20 protein-coding genes and 1 pseudogene are annotated in these 18,504 nt (G+C 37.9%); 13 read left to right on the top strand and 8 right to left on the bottom strand.

Going from position 1 to position 18,504, the window contains the following annotated elements; all coding sequences use genetic code 11:
• Window positions 1-24: 24 nt before the first annotated feature.
• From H5968_RS10370 to H5968_RS10360, 3 genes are all read right to left on the bottom strand, one after another.
• Entirely contained in the window at window positions 25-600 is a 576-nt protein-coding gene (locus tag H5968_RS10370; protein ID WP_187039890.1) for an HD domain-containing protein, read from the bottom strand.
• A 252-nt stretch (window positions 601-852) separates the two neighbouring features.
• A complete protein-coding gene (locus tag H5968_RS25635) occupies window positions 853-1,554 on the bottom strand; it encodes a hypothetical protein (RefSeq protein WP_255427102.1) in 702 nt (233 codons plus the stop codon).
• Window positions 1,526-2,113 (bottom strand): Panacea domain-containing protein, encoded by a 588-nt coding sequence (locus tag H5968_RS10360; protein ID WP_096569652.1) that lies wholly within the window; start codon window positions 2,111-2,113, stop codon window positions 1,526-1,528. The genes H5968_RS25635 and H5968_RS10360 overlap by 29 nt, the downstream gene beginning before the upstream one ends.
• Before the next feature lie 307 nt (window positions 2,114-2,420).
• On the opposite strand from H5968_RS10360, the gene H5968_RS10355 reads away from it, so the two are divergent.
• From H5968_RS10355 to H5968_RS10330, 6 genes are all read left to right on the top strand, one after another.
• Entirely contained in the window at window positions 2,421-2,681 is a 261-nt protein-coding gene (locus H5968_RS10355) for a hypothetical protein (protein ID WP_096569650.1), read from the top strand.
• Window positions 2,682-3,146 carry a type II toxin-antitoxin system VapC family toxin gene (locus H5968_RS10350; protein WP_187039889.1) on the top strand — a complete coding sequence of 155 codons (465 nt, stop codon included), beginning with the start codon at window positions 2,682-2,684 and terminating at the stop codon, window positions 3,144-3,146.
• Window positions 3,147-3,325: 179 nt separating this feature from the next.
• Window positions 3,326-5,116 carry a translational GTPase TypA gene (gene typA / locus H5968_RS10345; RefSeq protein ID WP_096569646.1) on the top strand — a complete coding sequence of 597 codons (1,791 nt, stop codon included), beginning with the start codon at window positions 3,326-3,328 and terminating at the stop codon, window positions 5,114-5,116.
• A gap of 374 nt (window positions 5,117-5,490) precedes the next feature.
• Window positions 5,491-5,895, top strand: a complete 405-nt coding sequence (locus tag H5968_RS10340) for a type II toxin-antitoxin system RelE/ParE family toxin (RefSeq protein WP_187039888.1) — start codon at window positions 5,491-5,493, stop codon at window positions 5,893-5,895.
• Window positions 5,882-6,175 (top strand): helix-turn-helix transcriptional regulator, encoded by a 294-nt coding sequence (locus tag H5968_RS10335; RefSeq protein ID WP_137669285.1) that lies wholly within the window; start codon window positions 5,882-5,884, stop codon window positions 6,173-6,175. Before H5968_RS10340 ends, H5968_RS10335 begins: the two co-directional genes overlap by 14 nt.
• 340 nt (window positions 6,176-6,515) lie before the next feature.
• Window positions 6,516-6,662 carry a hypothetical protein gene (locus tag H5968_RS10330; RefSeq protein WP_187039887.1) on the top strand — a complete coding sequence of 49 codons (147 nt, stop codon included), beginning with the start codon at window positions 6,516-6,518 and terminating at the stop codon, window positions 6,660-6,662.
• Window positions 6,663-6,780: 118 nt separating this feature from the next.
• Here the strand turns inward: H5968_RS10330 and H5968_RS26090 are convergent.
• From H5968_RS26090 to H5968_RS10315, 3 genes and pseudogenes are all read right to left on the bottom strand, one after another.
• Window positions 6,781-7,581, bottom strand: a pseudogene (locus H5968_RS26090) (endonuclease/exonuclease/phosphatase family protein).
• Window positions 7,582-7,658: 77 nt separating this feature from the next.
• Window positions 7,659-7,994, bottom strand: a complete 336-nt coding sequence (locus H5968_RS10320; RefSeq protein WP_187039886.1) for a DUF5615 family PIN-like protein — start codon at window positions 7,992-7,994, stop codon at window positions 7,659-7,661.
• Window positions 7,987-8,298: a DUF433 domain-containing protein gene (locus H5968_RS10315; protein ID WP_187039885.1), complete on the bottom strand. Its 312-nt coding sequence runs from the start codon at window positions 8,296-8,298 to the stop codon at window positions 7,987-7,989. The genes H5968_RS10320 and H5968_RS10315 overlap by 8 nt, the downstream gene beginning before the upstream one ends.
• A gap of 288 nt (window positions 8,299-8,586) precedes the next feature.
• On the opposite strand from H5968_RS10315, the gene H5968_RS10310 reads away from it, so the two are divergent.
• The 7 genes from H5968_RS10310 to H5968_RS10280 all read left to right on the top strand — a co-directional run bounded on the left by H5968_RS10310 (window position 8,587) and on the right by H5968_RS10280 (window position 13,896).
• Entirely contained in the window at window positions 8,587-9,747 is a 1,161-nt protein-coding gene (locus tag H5968_RS10310) for a DUF58 domain-containing protein (RefSeq protein WP_187039884.1), read from the top strand.
• Window positions 9,748-9,852: 105 nt separating this feature from the next.
• Window positions 9,853-10,218, top strand: coding sequence for a ferredoxin thioredoxin reductase catalytic beta subunit (locus H5968_RS10305; protein WP_187039883.1), 366 nt, complete (start codon window positions 9,853-9,855; stop codon window positions 10,216-10,218).
• 6 nt (window positions 10,219-10,224) lie between these two features.
• Window positions 10,225-10,617, top strand: coding sequence for a DUF309 domain-containing protein (locus H5968_RS10300; protein WP_096569618.1), 393 nt, complete (start codon window positions 10,225-10,227; stop codon window positions 10,615-10,617).
• 103 nt (window positions 10,618-10,720) lie between these two features.
• The gene (locus tag H5968_RS10295; protein ID WP_187039882.1) at window positions 10,721-10,915 is read left to right on the top strand and encodes a hypothetical protein; all 195 of its coding nucleotides are present in this window, start codon (window positions 10,721-10,723) and stop codon (window positions 10,913-10,915) included.
• 59 nt (window positions 10,916-10,974) lie between these two features.
• Window positions 10,975-11,433 (top strand): LptA/OstA family protein, encoded by a 459-nt coding sequence (locus H5968_RS10290; RefSeq protein WP_255427099.1) that lies wholly within the window; start codon window positions 10,975-10,977, stop codon window positions 11,431-11,433.
• Window positions 11,434-11,465: 32 nt separating this feature from the next.
• On the top strand, window positions 11,466-12,194 hold the full coding sequence (gene lptB, locus H5968_RS10285) for an LPS export ABC transporter ATP-binding protein (RefSeq protein WP_096569614.1): 729 nt from the start codon (window positions 11,466-11,468) through the stop codon (window positions 12,192-12,194).
• A 586-nt stretch (window positions 12,195-12,780) separates the two neighbouring features.
• On the top strand, window positions 12,781-13,896 hold the full coding sequence (locus H5968_RS10280) for an LptF/LptG family permease (protein WP_187039892.1): 1,116 nt from the start codon (window positions 12,781-12,783) through the stop codon (window positions 13,894-13,896).
• Window positions 13,897-13,985: 89 nt separating this feature from the next.
• Here the strand turns inward: H5968_RS10280 and H5968_RS10275 are convergent, their stop codons facing one another.
• Together H5968_RS10275 and mfd are read right to left on the bottom strand one after the other, a co-directional pair.
• Window positions 13,986-14,543 carry a Uma2 family endonuclease gene (locus H5968_RS10275; protein ID WP_187039880.1) on the bottom strand — a complete coding sequence of 186 codons (558 nt, stop codon included), beginning with the start codon at window positions 14,541-14,543 and terminating at the stop codon, window positions 13,986-13,988.
• Window positions 14,544-14,977: 434 nt separating this feature from the next.
• Entirely contained in the window at window positions 14,978-18,469 is a 3,492-nt protein-coding gene (mfd, locus tag H5968_RS10270; RefSeq protein ID WP_187039879.1) for a transcription-repair coupling factor, read from the bottom strand.
• Window positions 18,470-18,504: the final 35 nt, after the last annotated feature.

Raw genomic sequence — 18,504 nt, 5'->3', positions numbered from 1 at the left:
CCCCAGTCCCCAGTCCCCAGTCACCTACTTTACTAAAGTTTCTATTTCTACTACTACTCGTTCTAATTCTTCTACCAAGGGTATAATTTTAGTATTTTTATTAGTTTTCTTAAAAGCATCCACTAAGGCGCGATAATACCACAAAGTTCCTTCTTTACCTGCTTTAAATCTTTCCCAGACTGCATCACCCATCAAACGATAGTCTTTAAGAATGGACCTAGTATTATAAAGTTTATCTGCACAGGAAACCAGCAACACGGAAGGGGAAGCGGTGGAAATATGAGCGAGATATTTTTCTTTGCGTTCTTTCCAAGGGGGTTTAGGGTTGGTGTCTGCGTCGGTGCATCCGTCAACTATTGCGGTGACGTTATCCCCAAAGCGATGACGAATTTCTGCTCTGGTGGCTGCTCCTCCTTGGTCTTCTATGGCATCATGTAGTAATGCGGCGATCGCTTCATCTTCGTTTGCACCATATTCTAAGGCTATGCTGGCTACTCCTAATAAGTGGCTAATATAGGGTACTCCTGAACCTTTTCTGATCTGGGTTGCGTGGAGTTGGTGCGTGTAGGTTAATGCTTGGGTGAATCTTTCTGTTAGCATTTTTTTAAGTGGGTATTTTGGTTTTTTTAGAGGTTTGGAAGGATTGAACCACGAAGAAGCGAAGAACACGAAGGAATAGAAGAGGAGAGGAAGAGAAGAAGAAAAGAAGAATAAGAAAAGTTATTTTTAGGTATTTTTCGTTTTTTTAGAGGTTTGGAAGGATTGAACCACGAAGAACACGAAGAACACGAAGGAAGAGAAGAGGAGAAGAAGAATAAGAGAGATTTATTTTCCACAATTTTAATATTTTTTTTAATCAATTCTTTTCAATAACCATGAATAAGAACCTTTTCTATCTTTCCCAGTACCAGATATTTGCTTACTATCAGATGATAAATAACCTTGATTTTCTCCAAGTCTCCAATAACCAGATAAAATTTTTATTTCTCTTATTATTATTGTAGTTTTATTAGAGTTAATTTTTCCATTAATAGTTATCTTAGCTGTTCCATTCCACCAGTGTTCATGAATTAAAGTACCATCAAAAGTATCTCCTGTTTGTGCAATAATAGATAGAGTTGCTTTCCCACTACCAAATTCGCCATACCAAGTACCTATCATTTTGGGGAAAGTGTTGTCATTATTATTGTTTAACGGAAGTATACACAACCAATCTTGATCGGCAGGACGTTTAGCAAATTGTTCATGGCTATAAATCCACACCAGTTTAATTATACAATCATTTGTATTCACTAAATACATTAATCTGATTTGTCCAGATGCACCTTTTGAGACTTTAAATTCTAGTTTATGAAATGACCATCCTTCAGGTAATTCAATTTTTACCGGTAAAGGTTCATAGCGAGAATTTATCAGATATTGATCATCAATTAAATCTTCTAAAATTTGTGCCACACACTCGACAAAATCAGACCTGTAAGCTTTGGCAAGTTTTTTAAAAGAACGCTGAAAATTATCGGTTTTTTCAATCGAGAAGGGAGTTAAGCCAGTCACGCACTTCTCCTTTTTTAACACGATTTGATGTTTCTGAATTACAAGCATCTTTTAAAACTTGTCTCATTACATCTTTGTAAAATGGATGATCTCTTTCTATCTGATCTAATTTCTCATGTCCTAATGCTTTTAAATCTTCTAACAAAATGACTGTAGTGGAAGCAGCTTGAGGTGGTAAACCTTGACGTGCTTTTTTCCAAGGAAATTCTAAGTGAGTCATATCGCTTAAACGATAAGCATGATAACCACCAAAATATTCCCATACTTCTTCTAAAAGTTGTTTGTAATCTTCAGATATTTCTGATAATGATTCTTGACTAGGAATAGGTAATTGTTTAGCTTCAAATTCGCTATAAAATCTATAGGCAGGTGGACAAACTGGACCATAACGCCATGCTTGTATTTCTTCAGGAAATAATTGTTGATCATACATGACTAAATGCAAACTTTGGGCATAATAAAGCAGCTTTTGTACTTTCATATTTGTCATTTCTGCTTCTATGCCGTCTTGGTAAGCTTTAATAATGAAGTAGCGAGCTACGGTTAGACAATCAATCATAATCACACTCGCAAATTAAACACAATACATACTCTATTTATTATACTTTAAATTCATTTTTTAGTACATTTTTACTGAAAAATCTGTTGATTAGACGATGAACCCCAAGAAACACTATTGGTATTTTCTCTCAAAATCACAATTGTTGTAACAATTAAGCTAGAATTATTAAAGGTTCTTTACACAACTGGCAAAAACCTCCGCCTAAAAAATCTCAAGTACACTTAACTTCTATTATGACTATTATGAGAATACTTTTTGGCGGTTTAAAATAATAGAAAATCCTGATGTGACAAACTAAGAACCTATGCCACAAACGCTTCTGAATGAAATTATTAACCAGCTAAATAGTTTAGAACAGGATGAACTACAGCAGCTTAATCAGATTATTCACATATATCTGACTGACAAAGCACAAGCTGATCAAACCACAAAATTTTATCAAGCACTTTTAAATTCTGGTTTGGTGAAAGAAATTAAACAACCCATTCCCCAACCACAGGAAAGAACACTCATTCAGGTACAAGGTAAACCTGTTTCTCAAACTATCATTGAGGAACGCTGCTAAATGACTGTTTATTTCTTTGATAGTAGTGCTTTAGTTAAACGCTATGTTGCGGAAATAGGTTCTACTTGGGTTGTGAGTTTGTGTAATCCTAATTTCAAAAATAATGTATTTATTGCTGCTATTACTGCTGTGGAAATTACTGCGGCAATTAGTAGACGTGCAAGGGGTGGAAATATCTCATCTTCAGATGCTACAACAGTTTATTCCCAATTAAAAAATGATATTCAATCTGAATATCAAGTAATTGAAATTACAGATACTATTATTAATTCAGCTATGACCTTAGCAGAAAAACACGGTTGGCGGGGTTATGACGCAGTTCAGTTAGCTGCTGCTAAAGCTATTAATGATCTTTGCATAGCCAATAATTTGCATCCATTAACTTTTGTATCTGCTGATCAAGAATTGAATAATGCCGCAGTTAACGAAGGTTTAGTCATTGATAACCCCAATAACCACCCCTAAACCTCAAAAACACTCTTGCTATTTCCTGTCAAAATAACAATTTTTGTGACAATTGAGTTAGAATTATTAAAGGTTCGTTACAGAACTGGCAAAAAACCCCCACTTCTGTTAAAACAACCAAACCCTAAGCTAACTAAGCTATTAAATCTAAAAACCCTAAATTACACAACAACGCTCTTATGACGCTCCCAATTCGTAACGTCGCCATTATCGCCCACGTTGACCACGGTAAAACCACCCTGGTTGATGCTCTCCTCAAACAGTCCGGCATTTTCCGCGAAGGCGAAGACGTTCCGGATTGTGTGATGGACTCCAATGATCTGGAGAGAGAGCGGGGAATTACTATTCTTTCCAAAAATACGGCGGTTAAATATAAAGATACCCTGATCAATATTGTTGATACCCCTGGACACGCTGACTTCGGTGGAGAGGTAGAACGGGTATTAGGCATGGTTGATGGTTGCATTCTCATTGTTGATGCAAATGAAGGACCAATGCCCCAAACCCGCTTTGTACTGAAAAAAGCTTTAGAAAAAGGTCTGCGTCCTATTGTTGTTATCAACAAAATTGACCGCGCTAAGGCTGATCCTCATGTAGCCGTTGATAAGGTTTTGGATCTGTTCCTGGAATTAGGTGCAGATGACGATCAGTGTGATTTCCCTTATCTGTTCGCTTCCGGGATGGCTGGTTATGCCAAGGAAACTTTGGAAGCAGAAGCGGTAGATATGCAGCCTTTGTTTGAGGCTATCCTCCGTCATGTTCCCGCACCTGTGGGTGATGCTAACAAACCTCTGCAATTGCAAGTTACCACCCTGGATTATTCTGAATATCTGGGACGGATTGTTATTGGTAGAATCCATAACGGTACGATCCGCGCTGGACAACAAGCAGCTTTGATAACAGAAAGTGGTAATATTGTCAAGTCGAAAATTTCCAAGTTGATGGGATTTGAAGGCTTGAAGCGAGTGGAATTAGAAGAAGCTTCTGCTGGTTATATTGTGGCGGTAGCTGGTTTTGCTGATGCTTACATTGGGGAAACTATTACCGATCCTAATGAACCCCAAGCGTTACCATTAATTAAAGTGGATGAACCAACTTTGCAGATGACCTTCTGGGTAAACGATTCACCCTTTGCAGGTCAAGAAGGTAAACTGGTTACATCTCGTCAAGTGCGCGATCGCTTGTTCCGGGAATTAGAAACCAACGTAGCTTTAAGAGTGGAAGAAACCGACTCCCCTGATAAGTTCCACGTTTCTGGACGGGGTGAATTACACCTGGGTATCTTAATTGAAACCATGCGTCGGGAAGGTTACGAGTTCCAAGTTTCCCAGCCTCAAGTAATTTACCGCGAAGTCAGTGGCCAACCTTGCGAACCTTTTGAATTATTAGTTTTAGACGTTCCCAGCGATGCAGTAGGTAGCTGTATTGAACGTTTAGGACAACGGAAAGGGGAAATGCAAGATATGCAACCCGGTGTTGGCGATCGCACACAATTAGAATTTGTGATTCCTGCCCGTGGTTTGATTGGTTTCCGTGGTGAATTTATGCGGATGACCCGTGGTGAAGGTATCATGAACCACAGTTTCCTTGATTATCGTCCCATCACAGGAAATATTGAAGCCCGTAACAAAGGCGTTCTGATATCTTTTGAAGAAGGCGTTTCCACATTCTACGCCATGAAGAACGCTGAAGATAGAGGAGCATTCTTTATTACTCCTGGAACAAAGGTGTACAAAGGCATGATTGTCGGTGAACACAACCGTCCTCAAGACTTAGAATTGAACGTTTGCAAAACCAAGCAGTTAACTAACCACCGTGCATCCGGTGGTGATGAACTCGTACAATTGCAAGCACCTGTAGAAATGAGTTTGGAAAGAGCATTGGAGTACATCGGACCCGATGAGTTGGTAGAAGTAACTCCCCAATCTATTCGTCTCCGCAAAATGGCGAAGAAGTTAGCTAAACGCTAATTTATCCAGGGTGGGAAATTTAAACCCACCCTTATTTTTTATTTGTATGCATCTGCGTTTATCTGCGTTCTATTATAAATTCCTGAAAAAAAGTTTTGTGTCAATAAACCCCCCTCTATTCTCATTATTATTGATAATGTTCTCAATTATTTAACGAGTTTTGGTTGTTTGGGCGATCGCTCTTGACAGTGTTTTGAGTTTCTGGTAAATTTAGTTAAAATCCCAAGGGATTGATATAAGAGTTTTAAAAAAGTTTTAAAAAGTTTTCTCACGCAAAGACGCAAAGACGCAAAGAGAAGAAAGGTTAACAGAGTAAAAGTATTAATCGCATTTTTGCTATATAATTAATAATAAACGTAAATCCATCCTCAACAATGCCAGAAACGCAAATCATTTTCTTTCAGGACGATAGAGGAGAAGTTCCTGTTTTAAATTGGTTAAAAAAACTAATCAAACAAGATCGCAAAGGATATGCAAACTGTATTGCGAGAATTGAACAATTAGCCGAGTATGGTTTTGAATTAAGAAGACCAGCAGCAGATTTTTTGAGAGATGGGATTTATGAGTTAAGAGCGAAGCACGTTAAAGTACAGTATAGAATCCTCTATTTTTTTCATGGACAAAATGTGGTGATTTTAGCTCATGCCATGATTAAAGAAGATAATCAAGTTTCAGAGAAAGACATTGATTTAGCATTAAAATATAAGAATTTATTTGTACTCAATCCAGAAATTCATACTTATACTGAACAAGAGGAAGAAGCAGATGAAGAAAACTAATGATGCAGTGAAAATTATTCACAAAATGATGAAAGAAGATCCAGAATTACAAGAGATGGTGAGAGAATCTTCATTAAATGCTCAAGTATCTCAAATCATTTACGATGCTCGGAAACAAGCTGGACTAACTCAAAAACAGTTAGCTGATTTAGTTGGTACTACTCAGTCAGTGATTGCTAGATTAGAAGATGCAGATTATGAGGGACATTCTTTGTCTATGTTAGCTCGAATTGCAGCAGCTTTAAATCAAAAAGTGGAAATTAAAATATCACCTAAATAAGTTGTTTAATAGTCAAGATAATCAAGCATAAAATATAATTTTGAGCTTTAATTTTACGTAAATCTGATTTCCCGAAATACCTGAAAAAAAGTTTTGTGTCAATAATCCCCCCTCTATTATCAATATTATTGATAATGTTATCAATTATTTAACGAGTTTTGGTTGTTTGGGCGATCGCTCTTGACAGTGTTTTGAGTTTTTGGTAAATTTAGTTAGAATCCCAAGGGATTGATATAAGAGTTTTAAGAAAGTTTTAAAAAGTTTTCTCACGCAGAGACGCAGAGACGCAAAGAGAAAAAAGGTGATAAGATTTACACAAGATACATAAGATGGAAACCTGATGATTAACAATATTGGGTTAGTAGAAAGTAAAGTTACTCCTTTAGGAAAGATGACACTGGAGGAGTTTTTTAGTCTTCCTTATATTGATGAATCACCAGCTTGGGAATATATTAATGGTGCAGCTATTCAAAATGAAGATGACTGATGGTAAGATTATATGCTTAAATCACTAATAATTGTCATAATTCCACCCTTATCTCTAACATAATAATACCTCTTAATCTCTCTCTGCGCCTCCGCGTCTCTGCGTGAAATAAAAAAATCTAACTATCAAAAATTTCCAAATCTGCAACAATCCCAAAATGATCCGAAGGATAAAGATAACGATTATTCACTGCTGGTTGATTCAGAATAACTCGACATTCTCGCACCTGTAAACGCTGATTAATAAAAATATAATCTAAAGTCCCCTTCCAAGGTTTCCAACTTCTATCAAAAATCAAACGTCTCCAAAAATATTTTAATCTCTTCATCCAACTCAGTTTGTCTTGACCTAAAAGTGTGGGACAAGTATATTCTGGCTCACTTCCATGATATACTTCATAAGCTGACCGATATTTTTCTTTAATTAATTTAATTCCCGAAGTATCAGGAGTACCATTAAAATCTCCCACAGAGATAACAGGTACTTCCTCACCAAACTCCGCTAACCAATCTAACATTAACTTTATTTGTTAATTGCGTTTTTTATGTGAACCAGGATGCCAAAAATAATGACCATTGCAAATAACAATAGATGTGTTATCATTTAACTGAACCTGGGCATATTGGGCAATTCTTCCCTGATGTTCTAAATTCAATGCTGCGGTTTTTGTAATCGGAAAACGACTGAGAATAGCTAAACCAAAGGGTAAATCACTATTATTGACATCTTGAGGAACAGCTTTATAAATATAAGGAATATTTAATTGTTCTGCAATCCAAGCAGCAGTATCTTCTGTTAAACTAACTTCTTGTAAAGCAATGATATCAGGATTTTCAGATTTTAAACCCTCAACCAATAAATCTCGTCTTTGTGTCCAATAATTCAGTTTAAACAAAATATTAATTGTGATGATTTTCATGTTTTTAAAAACTATTTTTGTTTTGTAATTTAAATTACCATGTTTTAATATGTCAGCTTATCAACATTTATTTTATTTCACAAAAATTCAATATATCCCAACATCTCTTCCGGTGTCATCACTTCATAAATCAAAACTAAAGCTTCAATAATTTCACCAATTGAACGAGTTCCTTTCTTGCAGTAAGTAATCCCTGGATGATCAAACCTACTACTAGCAATAATCAAAAAATCTGCATCTTGGGTAAACAGAACTCGCTGTGTTTCTTGAATAAACTTGAACTGTGCTTGATCTGATTGAGTGCGTAATCCCACATTGTTAGTTGTTGTCACATCAATTCCATATCGACTCAACCCAAGAGCGATCGCAGGATCAACATTTTCATCTAAATGAAAGCGAATTTTTTCACTCATTTCTCAACTGTTTCAGTTTCTCTTGAAGACGTGAAGGATGATTTTGTTTAAATACCTCAACTAATTCATCCTCTTGTACTTTACGTTCATTAATTTCATCTTGATGATCAAAATAATAAGCCATTGCTGCATAAACAGATGCCAGGGATAGATCATATTTACCAGCTATCTCTACCAATGAATACCCCAGCTTTAAATGCAGCACTGCTACATCTTCTACCGCTATACGAGTACCAGCAATACGGGGTTTTCCACTCCGCACATCAGCAGCAATTTCTATATATTCCCGGCTGACTAACTGCATAAATTTATCTTCCACCTCCGTCCTATATCTTAATAATATACCGCAGTTCTAGTTCTCACAAATTTCCTATTTAACAGGACTTACGCAAAAGAGAACGAAAGTAGGGGTAATTCATGAATTACCCCTACCCAAGAATAAGGTTTTCAGTCACATCTTCCGTAAGTCCTATTTAACTTCAAAATACTGTACATTTCCGCTAGTTTTGAGTTAAAAAAGAAACTATAGCTAACTAATCAAACTAACTTTCTTCCTCTTCTTACTGTCACCTGTCACCTGTCACCTAAAATTATGAACATCACTAAAAACATCACTAATTGGTTAGAAACTCGCGCATCTACACCAAGTTATGGCGGTTGGGTATTAGTCGGTATTGCAGTTTGTTATTTAGGTGCTGCTATTAACACAATGGCGGGCTGGTTATATGTAATTAGTGGCGTATGTTTGGCTTTATTAGGTGTATCAATATTTTTAGCACCGCGATCGCTCAAACATCTGATCATCAAACGCTCTCCCATCCCACCTGTCACCGTGGGAGACGAACTCAACATTGAAATAGAAATCTATAACCCCACCCCAAAACCTGTAACTTTATTACAAGTCAGCGATATACTTCCCTTTATTTTAGGCAAACCAATTAAAAATCCTATTGATACCATTGAAGCACAAAATAGTTATCGTTGGCAATACTACCACCCTACCCAACGCCGAGGATTATACAGATGGGATAAAGTAGAATTAGCTACAGGTGCGCCCTGGGGTTTATTTTGGTGTCGTCGTCAAAGAGAAAGTAAAGCGATCGCCATCGTTTATCCCACAGTATTACCCCTTAGCAATTGTCCTTTAGTAGATGAAATTGGCCAAGACGACAGCGAAAGAAACGATCCGCGAGGAAAACCCTTACAATTAGCCACATCAGGATTAGTGCGATCGCTGCGTCCTTATCGTATCGGTGATCCTACCCGTCTCATCCATTGGCGTACCAGCGCCCGTTACGGAGAATTACGAGTAAGAGAATTAGAAATTATTACAGGTGGAAAAGAAGTGATAATTGCCCTTGATAGTGCCGCCAAATGGCAAGAAGAGCAATTTGAACAAGCTGTCATTGCCGCTGCATCCTTGTATTTTTACGCACAAAGACAAAAATTACAAGTACAACTTTGGACAGCAGCCACAGGAGTAGTCAAAGGTGATACCATCATTCTCGAAACCTTAGCAGCAACCAACCCCCTAGAAGACGCAAATACACCACCAGAAAACCATCCTTTAATTTGGCTGACTCAAAACCCCCTCACCATCTCTAAATTACCCCAAGGTAGTCGTTGGGTGTTATGGGAAAATACCCAATCATCCCCAGAACATAAGGTCATTAATCTAGATTACCCCGGTATCATTTTGCAAAGTGAACAAGAACTACAACTGCAACTGCAAAAACCATTAACTTCATTTTAGGGAACAGAAATCAAAAATCAAAAACTCCTGACTCCTGACTCCTGACTCCTGACTCCTTGCTGTTGTACAATGCAAGGAAATATTTAAATTATCAAAGCCGATCCAATGATAAATTCAGAACCTAGCACAAAAGCCAGTGATAAAAGCTTAGAGGCAATGCGTCATTTTTCCGAACAATACGCCAAACGCACTGGAACTTTCTTTTGTTCTGAATCTTCCGTGACAGCAGTTGTTATCGAAGGTTTAGCCAAACATAAAGACGATCTCGGTGCGCCTTTGTGTCCTTGTCGTCACTATGAAGATAAAGAAGCGGAAGTTAACGCAGCTTATTGGAACTGTCCTTGCGTACCCATGCGAGAACGCAAAGAATGTCACTGTATGCTATTCCTGACTCCAGAAAATGATTTTGCTGGTGACAAACAGGAAATTTCTATGGAAGCCATCAAAGAAGTGCGGGATAGTATGGGTTAATAGTAGATGAGTGAAAACCTGCCCCAAGAGTTTTGGCAAGGAGTAGAACAGTTCAACTCTGGACAGTTCTACGCTTGTCATGACACCCTAGAAGCTCTGTGGATTGAAGCAACAGAGCCAGATAAAACTTTGTATCAAGGTATTTTGCAAATTGCTGTAGCCTTATATCACCTGGGTAATGGCAACATAAGAGGAGCAATGATCTTATTAGGAGAAGGTTCTAATCGTCTCCGTCGTTACCCAGACTATTATTGCGGTATCAATGTGGAAAAATTATTACTTGAGAGTGTGGAGTTTTTAAAGGCACTTCAACAAGTTGATATAGAAAAAATCGCTGGTGGTGATGTGGGTGAAAATATAGCCTTGCCTTTACCCCAAATTTCTATGATCAAAGAATAGCAGTTTTCAGGAGTGAGTAGGGGTTTAGCAAAAGCTAAACCCGTACAAGAGTCAGAGTATTTGGTGGTATCAGCAAGGTGAAAACCTACCAATAAAGAAACCTTTGGATGCAGGAAACCGTCAAACCTCCAAATTAGAATATCAAGCAACTGCCAAAATGGTAGTTCACAAACAGATAATAAAACTTGTGATCAAACTTGTGATCAAACTTGGAAACAAACAGGTTTGTAAATCTGCCACTAGTCCCCAGTCCCCAGTCACCAGTCACCAGTCCCCAGTCCCCAGTCACCTGCTATAACCTGAAAACTTCTATCACAAATTGCTATGACAAGTCCCTATCACTGCCTAAAATCACAGATGCTCCGTCTAGGATTAGCTGTAATGCTGCCTGTAGCCCTCTTGGGTACAGTTACCCTTACTAACCAACTTCCCACCGCTACAGCCCAATCTTCTGGGGGAAACCGTCCCCTGACTATTCGCTCGGATGTCCAAGAATATGATGCTAAAGCTCAAGTAATTACTGCTCGCGGTAACGTGCAGATGTTGTATCCTGCACGTCAAATACAAGCCACAGCCGCCCAAGCACAATACTTTAGCAAAGAACGACGCATTGATTTCAGTGGCAACGTCTATATTTTGCAACAAGGTAATAACAGTATTAGGGCAGAAAGAGTCACTTATTTAATTGACGAAGGTCGATTTATCGCCTTACCTCAGTCCAATCGTCAGGTAGAATCTGTTTACATGGTGGATGATGGTGATATGAGTGGACAAACCGCTAAACCAGCGCCCAGAACACCACCCCTCAAGCGTTAAAATTAGTATTCATTACCACAAAAACGCGAATAGTGAAAATTGTTTTAGAAAATATTCATAAATCTTATGGCAAGCGAGTCATTGTCAATCGTGTTAATCTTTCTGTAGCCCAAGGTGAAATTGTTGGTTTACTTGGACCCAATGGTGCTGGTAAAACCACAACATTTTATATTGCCACAGGTTTAGAAAAACCTAATCAGGGTAGGGTGTGGTTAGATAATTTAGATATTACGGGAATGCCAATGCACAAACGAGCTAGATTGGGTATTGGCTATTTGGCACAGGAAGCTAGTGTATTTCGGCAACTGTCTGTTATAGATAATATTCTCTTGGTTTTAGAACAAACTAATGTGCCACGTAGGGAATGGTCAAGCCGGTTGGGTGATTTATTAACAGAGTTTCGCTTAGAAAAAGTTGCCAATAGTAAAGGTATTCAACTTTCTGGAGGTGAACGACGACGGACAGAATTAGCCAGGGCTTTAGCAGCAGGTAGACAAGGTCCAAAATTTTTATTTTTGGATGAACCCTTTGCCGGAGTTGATCCTATAGCAGTTTCAGAAATTCAGCAAATTGTAGCACAACTGCGCGATCGCGGTATGGGCATTTTAATTACAGATCACAATGTCCGCGAAACTCTCGCTATTACTGATCGTGCCTACATTATGCGGGAAGGGCAAATTCTCGCTTTTGGTATTGCCGATGAACTTTATAATAATCCCCTTGTTCGACAATATTATTTAGGTGATAATTTTAATGTTTAAAAATAGGGAATAGGGAATAGGTAATTGGTAATTGGTAATAATTATTTTTTTTCTGACTTCTGACTCCTGTACGGGCGTTCCCGAAGCGTGCTGGAAGCATCAGCATTCGGACGACCTATCAATTTTTGTCCCAGCTTATTTTCCTGTAAGGGCGAAGCATTCGGACGACCTATCAATTTTTGTCCCAGCTTATTTTCCTGTAAGGGCGAAGCATTCGGACGACCTATCAATTTTTATCCCAGCTTATTTTCCTGTAAGGGCGAAGCATTCGGACGACCTATCAATTTTTATCCCAGCTTATTTTCCTGTAAGGGCGAAGCATTCGGACGACCAATTATCAATTTTTATCACAGCTTATTTTCCTGTAAGGGCGAAGCATTCGGACGACCAATTATCAATTTTTATCACAGCTTATTTTCCTGTAAGGGCGAAGCATTCGGACGACCAATTATCAATTTTTATCACAGCTTATTTTCCGAATGCTTCGCCCCTACGACTCCTGACATTTTTATTTTTAACTCCTCTTATGGCATCTAAGCAAATTAAATCTTTCTATACCCTTAATTCACTGCTGCCTTTTTCGATTATGGATCGTTATTTGGCGACGCAGTTACTCCCGCTTTTTTTATTTGGAGTTGGGGCATTTACTTCTGTAGTTTTAGCCATTGATAGTTTATTTGAATTATTACGAAAAGTCGTAGAATCTGGATTACCAATTAATATCGCTCTCAAGGTTTTTGTCTTAAAATTACCTTATGTAATGGTTTATTCTTTCCCCATGTCCACCTTACTCGCTACGTTGATGACTTACAGCAAGTTATCTAGTGAAAGTGAACTAATTGCTTTAAGGGGATGTGGTGTAAGTGTATATCGGATGGTATTCACGGCTGTTTTATTAAGTAGTTTAGTCACAGGTATGACTTATGTATTTAATGAACAAATAGCCCCAGCCGCCAATTATGAAGCAACTCGAACTTTAGAACAAGCACTGCAATCAGACAAACCATCATTTAAACAACAAAATATTTATTATCCTGAATACCGGGAAGAAAAAGCAGCAGATGGTAGCACAAATAAAATCTTATCTCGCTTGTTTTATGCCGATCAATTTGACGGTAAGCAAATGAAAGGTTTAACAATTATCGACCGTTCTAGAGAAGGAGTTAATCAAATTTTAGTTTCCGAATCTGCTGCATGGAATCCTACTCAACAAGTTTGGGATTTTTATAATGGTACAATTTATTTGGTTGCACCAGACCGTTCTTATCGGAATATTTTGCGCTTTGAACATCAACAATTGCAACTTCCCCGCACGCCTTTAAATGTTGCAGAAAATAGTCGAGATTATGGAGAAATGAATATTTCTCAAGCCCTAGAACAATTAAAAATTGAACGTTTAGCAGGTAATCCCCAAAGAATTAGAAAATTAGAAGTGCGGATTCAACAAAAAATTGCCTTTCCCTTTGTTTGTATTATTTTTGGTTTAGTGGGTTCGGCGATGGGAACTATACCTCAACGTACTGGTAGAGGTACGAGTTTTGGTATTAGTGTGATCGTGATTTTTAGTTATTACTTATTATTATCAGTTTCTGGGGCTTTAGCACAGGCAGAAATTCTTTCTCCCGTTGTCGGTGCTTGGTTGCCTAACTTGTTTGGTTTGGGAGTTGGTCTATTTCTGTTAATGCGAGTTGCCCAAAGATAAGGTCTGAATTAACTGACTGAAAAACTATTGCTCTCCGGTAATTAAAAGTGCATAACCTTCATTGCTAATAAAACAAATACCCAACTTCTTTAAAATATCTCACTTACATTGATACTCACACCAGGAAAAGCGAAAATTGATAAACTTTGATTTTTCTCTAAAGTTTGCATATCTTGATAAATTCCCTGGTGAGGATGGCGATATACTTCTATTATTTCCTGATTAACATCTATTAACCAAACTTCAGAAATATTTGCTTCTGCATACAAGGGAATTTTAACTTGGCGATCATATTTTACAGTTGTATCAGCAACTTCTATTAATAAAAATATATCTTCTGGTTGAGGGTGTGCATTGCTGTAAAAATCTGGACGGGGTTTTAATAATGCTATATCTGGTTGTGGTTCGGAAATTTCATCTAATTCTACAGGATTTTGGGCTGAAAGCACGATTTTTTTACCGAGAAGCTGAATGAGAAGATTAACTAATCTGTTTACACAACCTGAGTGTCTTGTACCAATAGGTGACATATCAATCATTTCCCCCCGAATTAGTTCGACTCGATCATTTTCTGATAAAATACCAGATTCAGCCATTTTGTGAAATTGCTTCACTGTAAATTGGTGTCTGAGTAGTTGTACAACCATTGTCACCTCTATGGAAATTTTATTTAATTAATTGAGATGTTTATTTTATAGTAGGTTGGGTTAAGCGATAGCGCAACCCACAAAACCCAACAACAGTATTAAGCTAATAAACCTTTAATTGGGAGCATCCCAAATTTGTACCAAATTTGTAATTTGATTTTTTGCTAATCTTTGAATTGCTACAAAGTCCTAATATGAATGAACCGCAAAGAACGCAAAGGACACAAAGGGAAGAGAGTTTAAGAGAGTTTTTGGTGTTGCTGCGGTTATTTTTTCAAAATTGGGATGCTCCCCTTTAATTTGCATAACTAGGGCGGGCAGGATGCCCACCCCACAAGAGTTTTAATTTGAGATTTTGATTGCAAGTTAAATGTCCAACAGCTTAATTATGTTGGGTTTTCTTGCGTCAACCCAACCTACTAAAACTACAAAAACTAGACTAAAGCTACTTCAGGAATAACTCCTTGCATTTTAGAAAAAACATCAATTAATGTCTGTAATTGTTGTTCAGCTTTAAATACTCCTAAACCCCTCGCTGTTACTTTTCCTTGAGAATAAACAAAGCGATTTCGCATCGAGTCTGTTAACTTTTCTGCTAACAAATTCCAAGCAGGTTCTTCCATTGGAGTTTCTAAAACTATATGCTGTTTATTCTCTGGTTTAATGCGACTGAATCCTAAAGCTTTCGCTAATTGTTTTAATTCCATCACCCGTAAAAGTTGATTTGCAGGAACAGGAATTGCACCATATCTATCAGTCCATTCTGCGGCAATTCCTTTTAATTCTTCTTGAGATTTTGCTGTTGCAACCGCACGGTAAGCACTCATTTTTTGATCTATATCGGTAATGTAGGTTGAAGGAATCAATGCAGTGAGATTCAGGTCAATTTGGGTATCTTCAACCTGGGGTATTTCTTGACCTCTAATTTCTCGAATCGCTTCCTCTAACATTTCCATGTACAAATCAAATCCGATGGCATCCATTTGACCAGATTGTTCAGCACCAAGCAAGTTTCCTACACCACGAATTTCCATATCTCGCATTGCTAGTTGATAACCAGAACCGAGTTGAGTAAATTCTTGAATTGCTCTTAATCTTTGTCTAGCTGCATCGGATAATTCTCTTTGTTTGGGGTAAAATAACCATGCGTGAGCTTGGATTCCTGCTCGTCCTACTCGTCCTCTTAATTGATATAATTGCGATAAACCAAAACGATGAGCATCTTCAATTAAGATGGTGTTCACTCGCGGAATATCTAAACCAGATTCGATAATTGTGGTACAAACTAAGATGTCAGCTTCATGGTTGCTAAAGGTGAGCATAGTTGATTCTAACTCACTTTCATCCATTTGACCGTGGGCGATCGCAAATCTTCCCCCTGGGATCATTTCCCTTAATTTTGCTGTTGTTTCTTCAATTCCTTCGACTCTGGGAACGACATAAAAAACCTGTCCACCTCTATCTAATTCTTGTCTAATTGCACTTCTAACAATTTCCGGGTTTAAAGGTGCTAAATGAGTTTGAATTGGTCTTCTGGTTGGGGGTGGTGTGGTAATTAAACTCATTTCCCGAATCCCAGATAAAGACATATATAAGGTTCTAGGAATAGGAGTTGCTGATAAAGTTAACACATCAACTTGTGTTTTTAAACTCTTGATTTTTTCCTTTTGATTGACACCAAATCTTTGTTCTTCATCAATTACTAAAAGTCCTAAATCTTTAAATTGCACACCTTTTCCTAATAATTGATGTGTTCCTACAACAATATCTAATTCTCCAGTCGCTAGACGTTTTTGAATGTTGCGTTTTTCTTCTGCACTGCGGAAACGATTTAATAAACCGACATTCACAGGATAAGGTGAAAACCGTTCTTTAATGGTGTGATAATGTTGCTGAGTTAAAATTGTCGTTGGGGCTAAAAGTGCCACTTGCTTACCAGCAGTAACAGCTTTAAAAATTGCCCTAATTGCTACTTCAGTTTTCCCAAAACCCACATCACCACACACTAAGCGATCCATCGGTCTTTCACTTTCCATATCCCGCTTGACATCTTGCACAGCTTTGAGTTGATCTGTGGTAGGTTGATAGGGAAAAGAATCTTCCATTTCTGCTTGCCAAGGCATATCTTGGGGATAAGAAAAACCTTGTTGTTGAGAACGGGCAGCATATAATTTTAGCAAATCTACCGCTAATTTTTTAATAGATTTTCTAACTTTGTTTTTAGTATTTTCCCAAGCTTTACCCGTCATTTTATGTAATGCTGGGGGGTTATCAGCATTAGTTCTAAACCGAGACAAAGAACCAACTTGATCCGCCGCAACTCTCAGCACACCATCAGCATATTGAACAACTATATAATCACGGGTTTCATGATTAATTGTCAAACTTTCTAATTTGATAAATTTACCAATGCCGTGACTACGATGAACAACAAAATCACCTGGTCTTAATTTATTCGGATCAACTTGTTTAGATTTAGCTTGACGACGTTTACGAACATAACCAAAATTAGCTAAAGAATGTTGTCCGTAAAATTCGCGATCTGTAACAATAACAATCCGAAAAGAAGGTAAAATGAAACCTTCTAATTCTGCTAAACCGGAATATTTCAGGGCAACTGGTGTATGATTGATTTGTAGTTTATCAATTGCTTGATAATCACGAGGATTAGGGATAAACTGGGCAGGACAATCATGTTCTTGCAGTAAAGCTACAGAACGGGAAGGTTGAGCAGAAATTAACCAAACTGCAAATTTTCTTTCTCTTTCTTGTCTGAGGGTTTCTGCTAATTTAGCAAATTGATGAGGTGTAACAGGTAAAGGTCTACTCGCTAAATTAGTACCGCTATTTTCTTCCGCTAATTCTGATAAATATAACTTGTGAAATTTGTGAAAACTGCTAATTTCCGCCAAACATTCATCAAAAGTTTTATGAATTTTAGAAACTCGATAAGATTCTTCCCCAGTCACCATTCCCCACTGTTCATCAGCATTTTCTACCCAGCGATCGCTATGGGCATGACATTGTTCTACCTCATCAATAGCAATGAGGGTATTTTCAGGTAAATAATCTAAAATTGAAGCGGGTTTATTAAAAGCTAAACCTAAAAATCTTCTACTTCCTTCTAATGATTGTAATTCCGATTCCTGTAGAGCAGTTTCATGAAACGTCTCTACAATAGTTGTAAAATTGGGATGATTTTTTAATGCTGCTAAAACAATCGGCGCAAAGCTAGTAGGAGTAAGAGAAATTTGATTAATCTTATCTAAAGCAGAACGTTGGGTAGAGGGGTCAAATTCCCGAATTTTTTCAATTTCATCCCCAAACCATTCTAAACGGACTGGTAACTCAGAAGATACGGGAAAAACATCAACAATATCCCCTCGTCTACTCCATTGACCTTCAGTTTCTACTAAAGAAACCCGTTCATAACCTAAAGCGGTAATTTTTTCACTAAACTCATCTAAATCATATTCCATCCCCTTTTGTAAAGAGAGACAAAAAGATTTAAATACCTCTAGGGGTGGTAGATGTGGTTGTAGCGCCCCTATAGTAGCAACAATAGCTGTATTTTTATTCGGAATGCCACTACTAATCAAATCTGCCAAAACCTGCATTTGACCCCAACTTAACTCAGTTTCTGGGTCAAAAGGTTCATAGGGGGAAGCTTCCGAAGTGGGGTAAAAATGTACAGTATTCCATCCCATCGCTTCCATTTGGGCATAAACCCGTCCAGCTTCTTCCAGAGTGGCACAGATCACGCATAAATCCCTACCCTCAGGATGAGCCAAAGCGGAAGTAACTAAACCCTTGGGTAAGCGAGAAATGCCATTTAACCGCAATTCTTGATGTTTTTTGAGTTTAGTGTTTAGTTCGGTGGTGAGAGGCGATCGCGCCAAAGCACGCACAATAGAAGAAAAAGCCATAAGTGTTACTAGCGTGAGAAGTCTGGAAAAGTGGG

The organism is Sphaerospermopsis sp. LEGE 00249 (assembly GCF_014299995.1).
GTDB lineage: Bacteria > Cyanobacteriota > Cyanobacteriia > Cyanobacteriales > Nostocaceae > Sphaerospermopsis > Sphaerospermopsis kisseleviana.
This window is presented reverse-complemented; position numbering and strand designations above follow the sequence as displayed.

Bases quoted from the DNA above. Each gene is read 5' to 3' on its own strand.
- H5968_RS10280 (WP_187039892.1), top strand. From the start codon at position 12,781: ATGGATCGTTATTTGGCGACGCAGTTACTCCCGCTTTTTTTATTTGGA.
- H5968_RS10275 (WP_187039880.1), bottom strand. From the start codon at position 14,543: ATGGTTGTACAACTACTCAGACACCAATTTACAGTGAAGCAATTTCAC.
- H5968_RS10310 (WP_187039884.1), top strand. From the start codon at position 8,587: ATGAACATCACTAAAAACATCACTAATTGGTTAGAAACTCGCGCATCT.
- H5968_RS10355 (WP_096569650.1), top strand. From the start codon at position 2,421: ATGCCACAAACGCTTCTGAATGAAATTATTAACCAGCTAAATAGTTTA.
- H5968_RS10305 (WP_187039883.1), top strand. From the start codon at position 9,853: ATGATAAATTCAGAACCTAGCACAAAAGCCAGTGATAAAAGCTTAGAG.
- H5968_RS10360 (WP_096569652.1), bottom strand. From the start codon at position 2,113: ATGATTGATTGTCTAACCGTAGCTCGCTACTTCATTATTAAAGCTTAC.
- H5968_RS10315 (WP_187039885.1), bottom strand. From the start codon at position 8,298: ATGCAGTTAGTCAGCCGGGAATATATAGAAATTGCTGCTGATGTGCGG.
- H5968_RS10300 (WP_096569618.1), top strand. From the start codon at position 10,225: ATGAGTGAAAACCTGCCCCAAGAGTTTTGGCAAGGAGTAGAACAGTTC.
- H5968_RS10290 (WP_255427099.1), top strand. From the start codon at position 10,975: ATGCTCCGTCTAGGATTAGCTGTAATGCTGCCTGTAGCCCTCTTGGGT.
- H5968_RS10335 (WP_137669285.1), top strand. From the start codon at position 5,882: ATGAAGAAAACTAATGATGCAGTGAAAATTATTCACAAAATGATGAAA.
- H5968_RS10330 (WP_187039887.1), top strand. From the start codon at position 6,516: ATGATTAACAATATTGGGTTAGTAGAAAGTAAAGTTACTCCTTTAGGA.
- H5968_RS10340 (WP_187039888.1), top strand. From the start codon at position 5,491: ATGCCAGAAACGCAAATCATTTTCTTTCAGGACGATAGAGGAGAAGTT.
- H5968_RS10370 (WP_187039890.1), bottom strand. From the start codon at position 600: ATGCTAACAGAAAGATTCACCCAAGCATTAACCTACACGCACCAACTC.
- H5968_RS10350 (WP_187039889.1), top strand. From the start codon at position 2,682: ATGACTGTTTATTTCTTTGATAGTAGTGCTTTAGTTAAACGCTATGTT.
- mfd (WP_187039879.1), bottom strand. From the start codon at position 18,469: ATGGCTTTTTCTTCTATTGTGCGTGCTTTGGCGCGATCGCCTCTCACC.
- typA (WP_096569646.1), top strand. From the start codon at position 3,326: ATGACGCTCCCAATTCGTAACGTCGCCATTATCGCCCACGTTGACCAC.
- H5968_RS10320 (WP_187039886.1), bottom strand. From the start codon at position 7,994: ATGAGTGAAAAAATTCGCTTTCATTTAGATGAAAATGTTGATCCTGCG.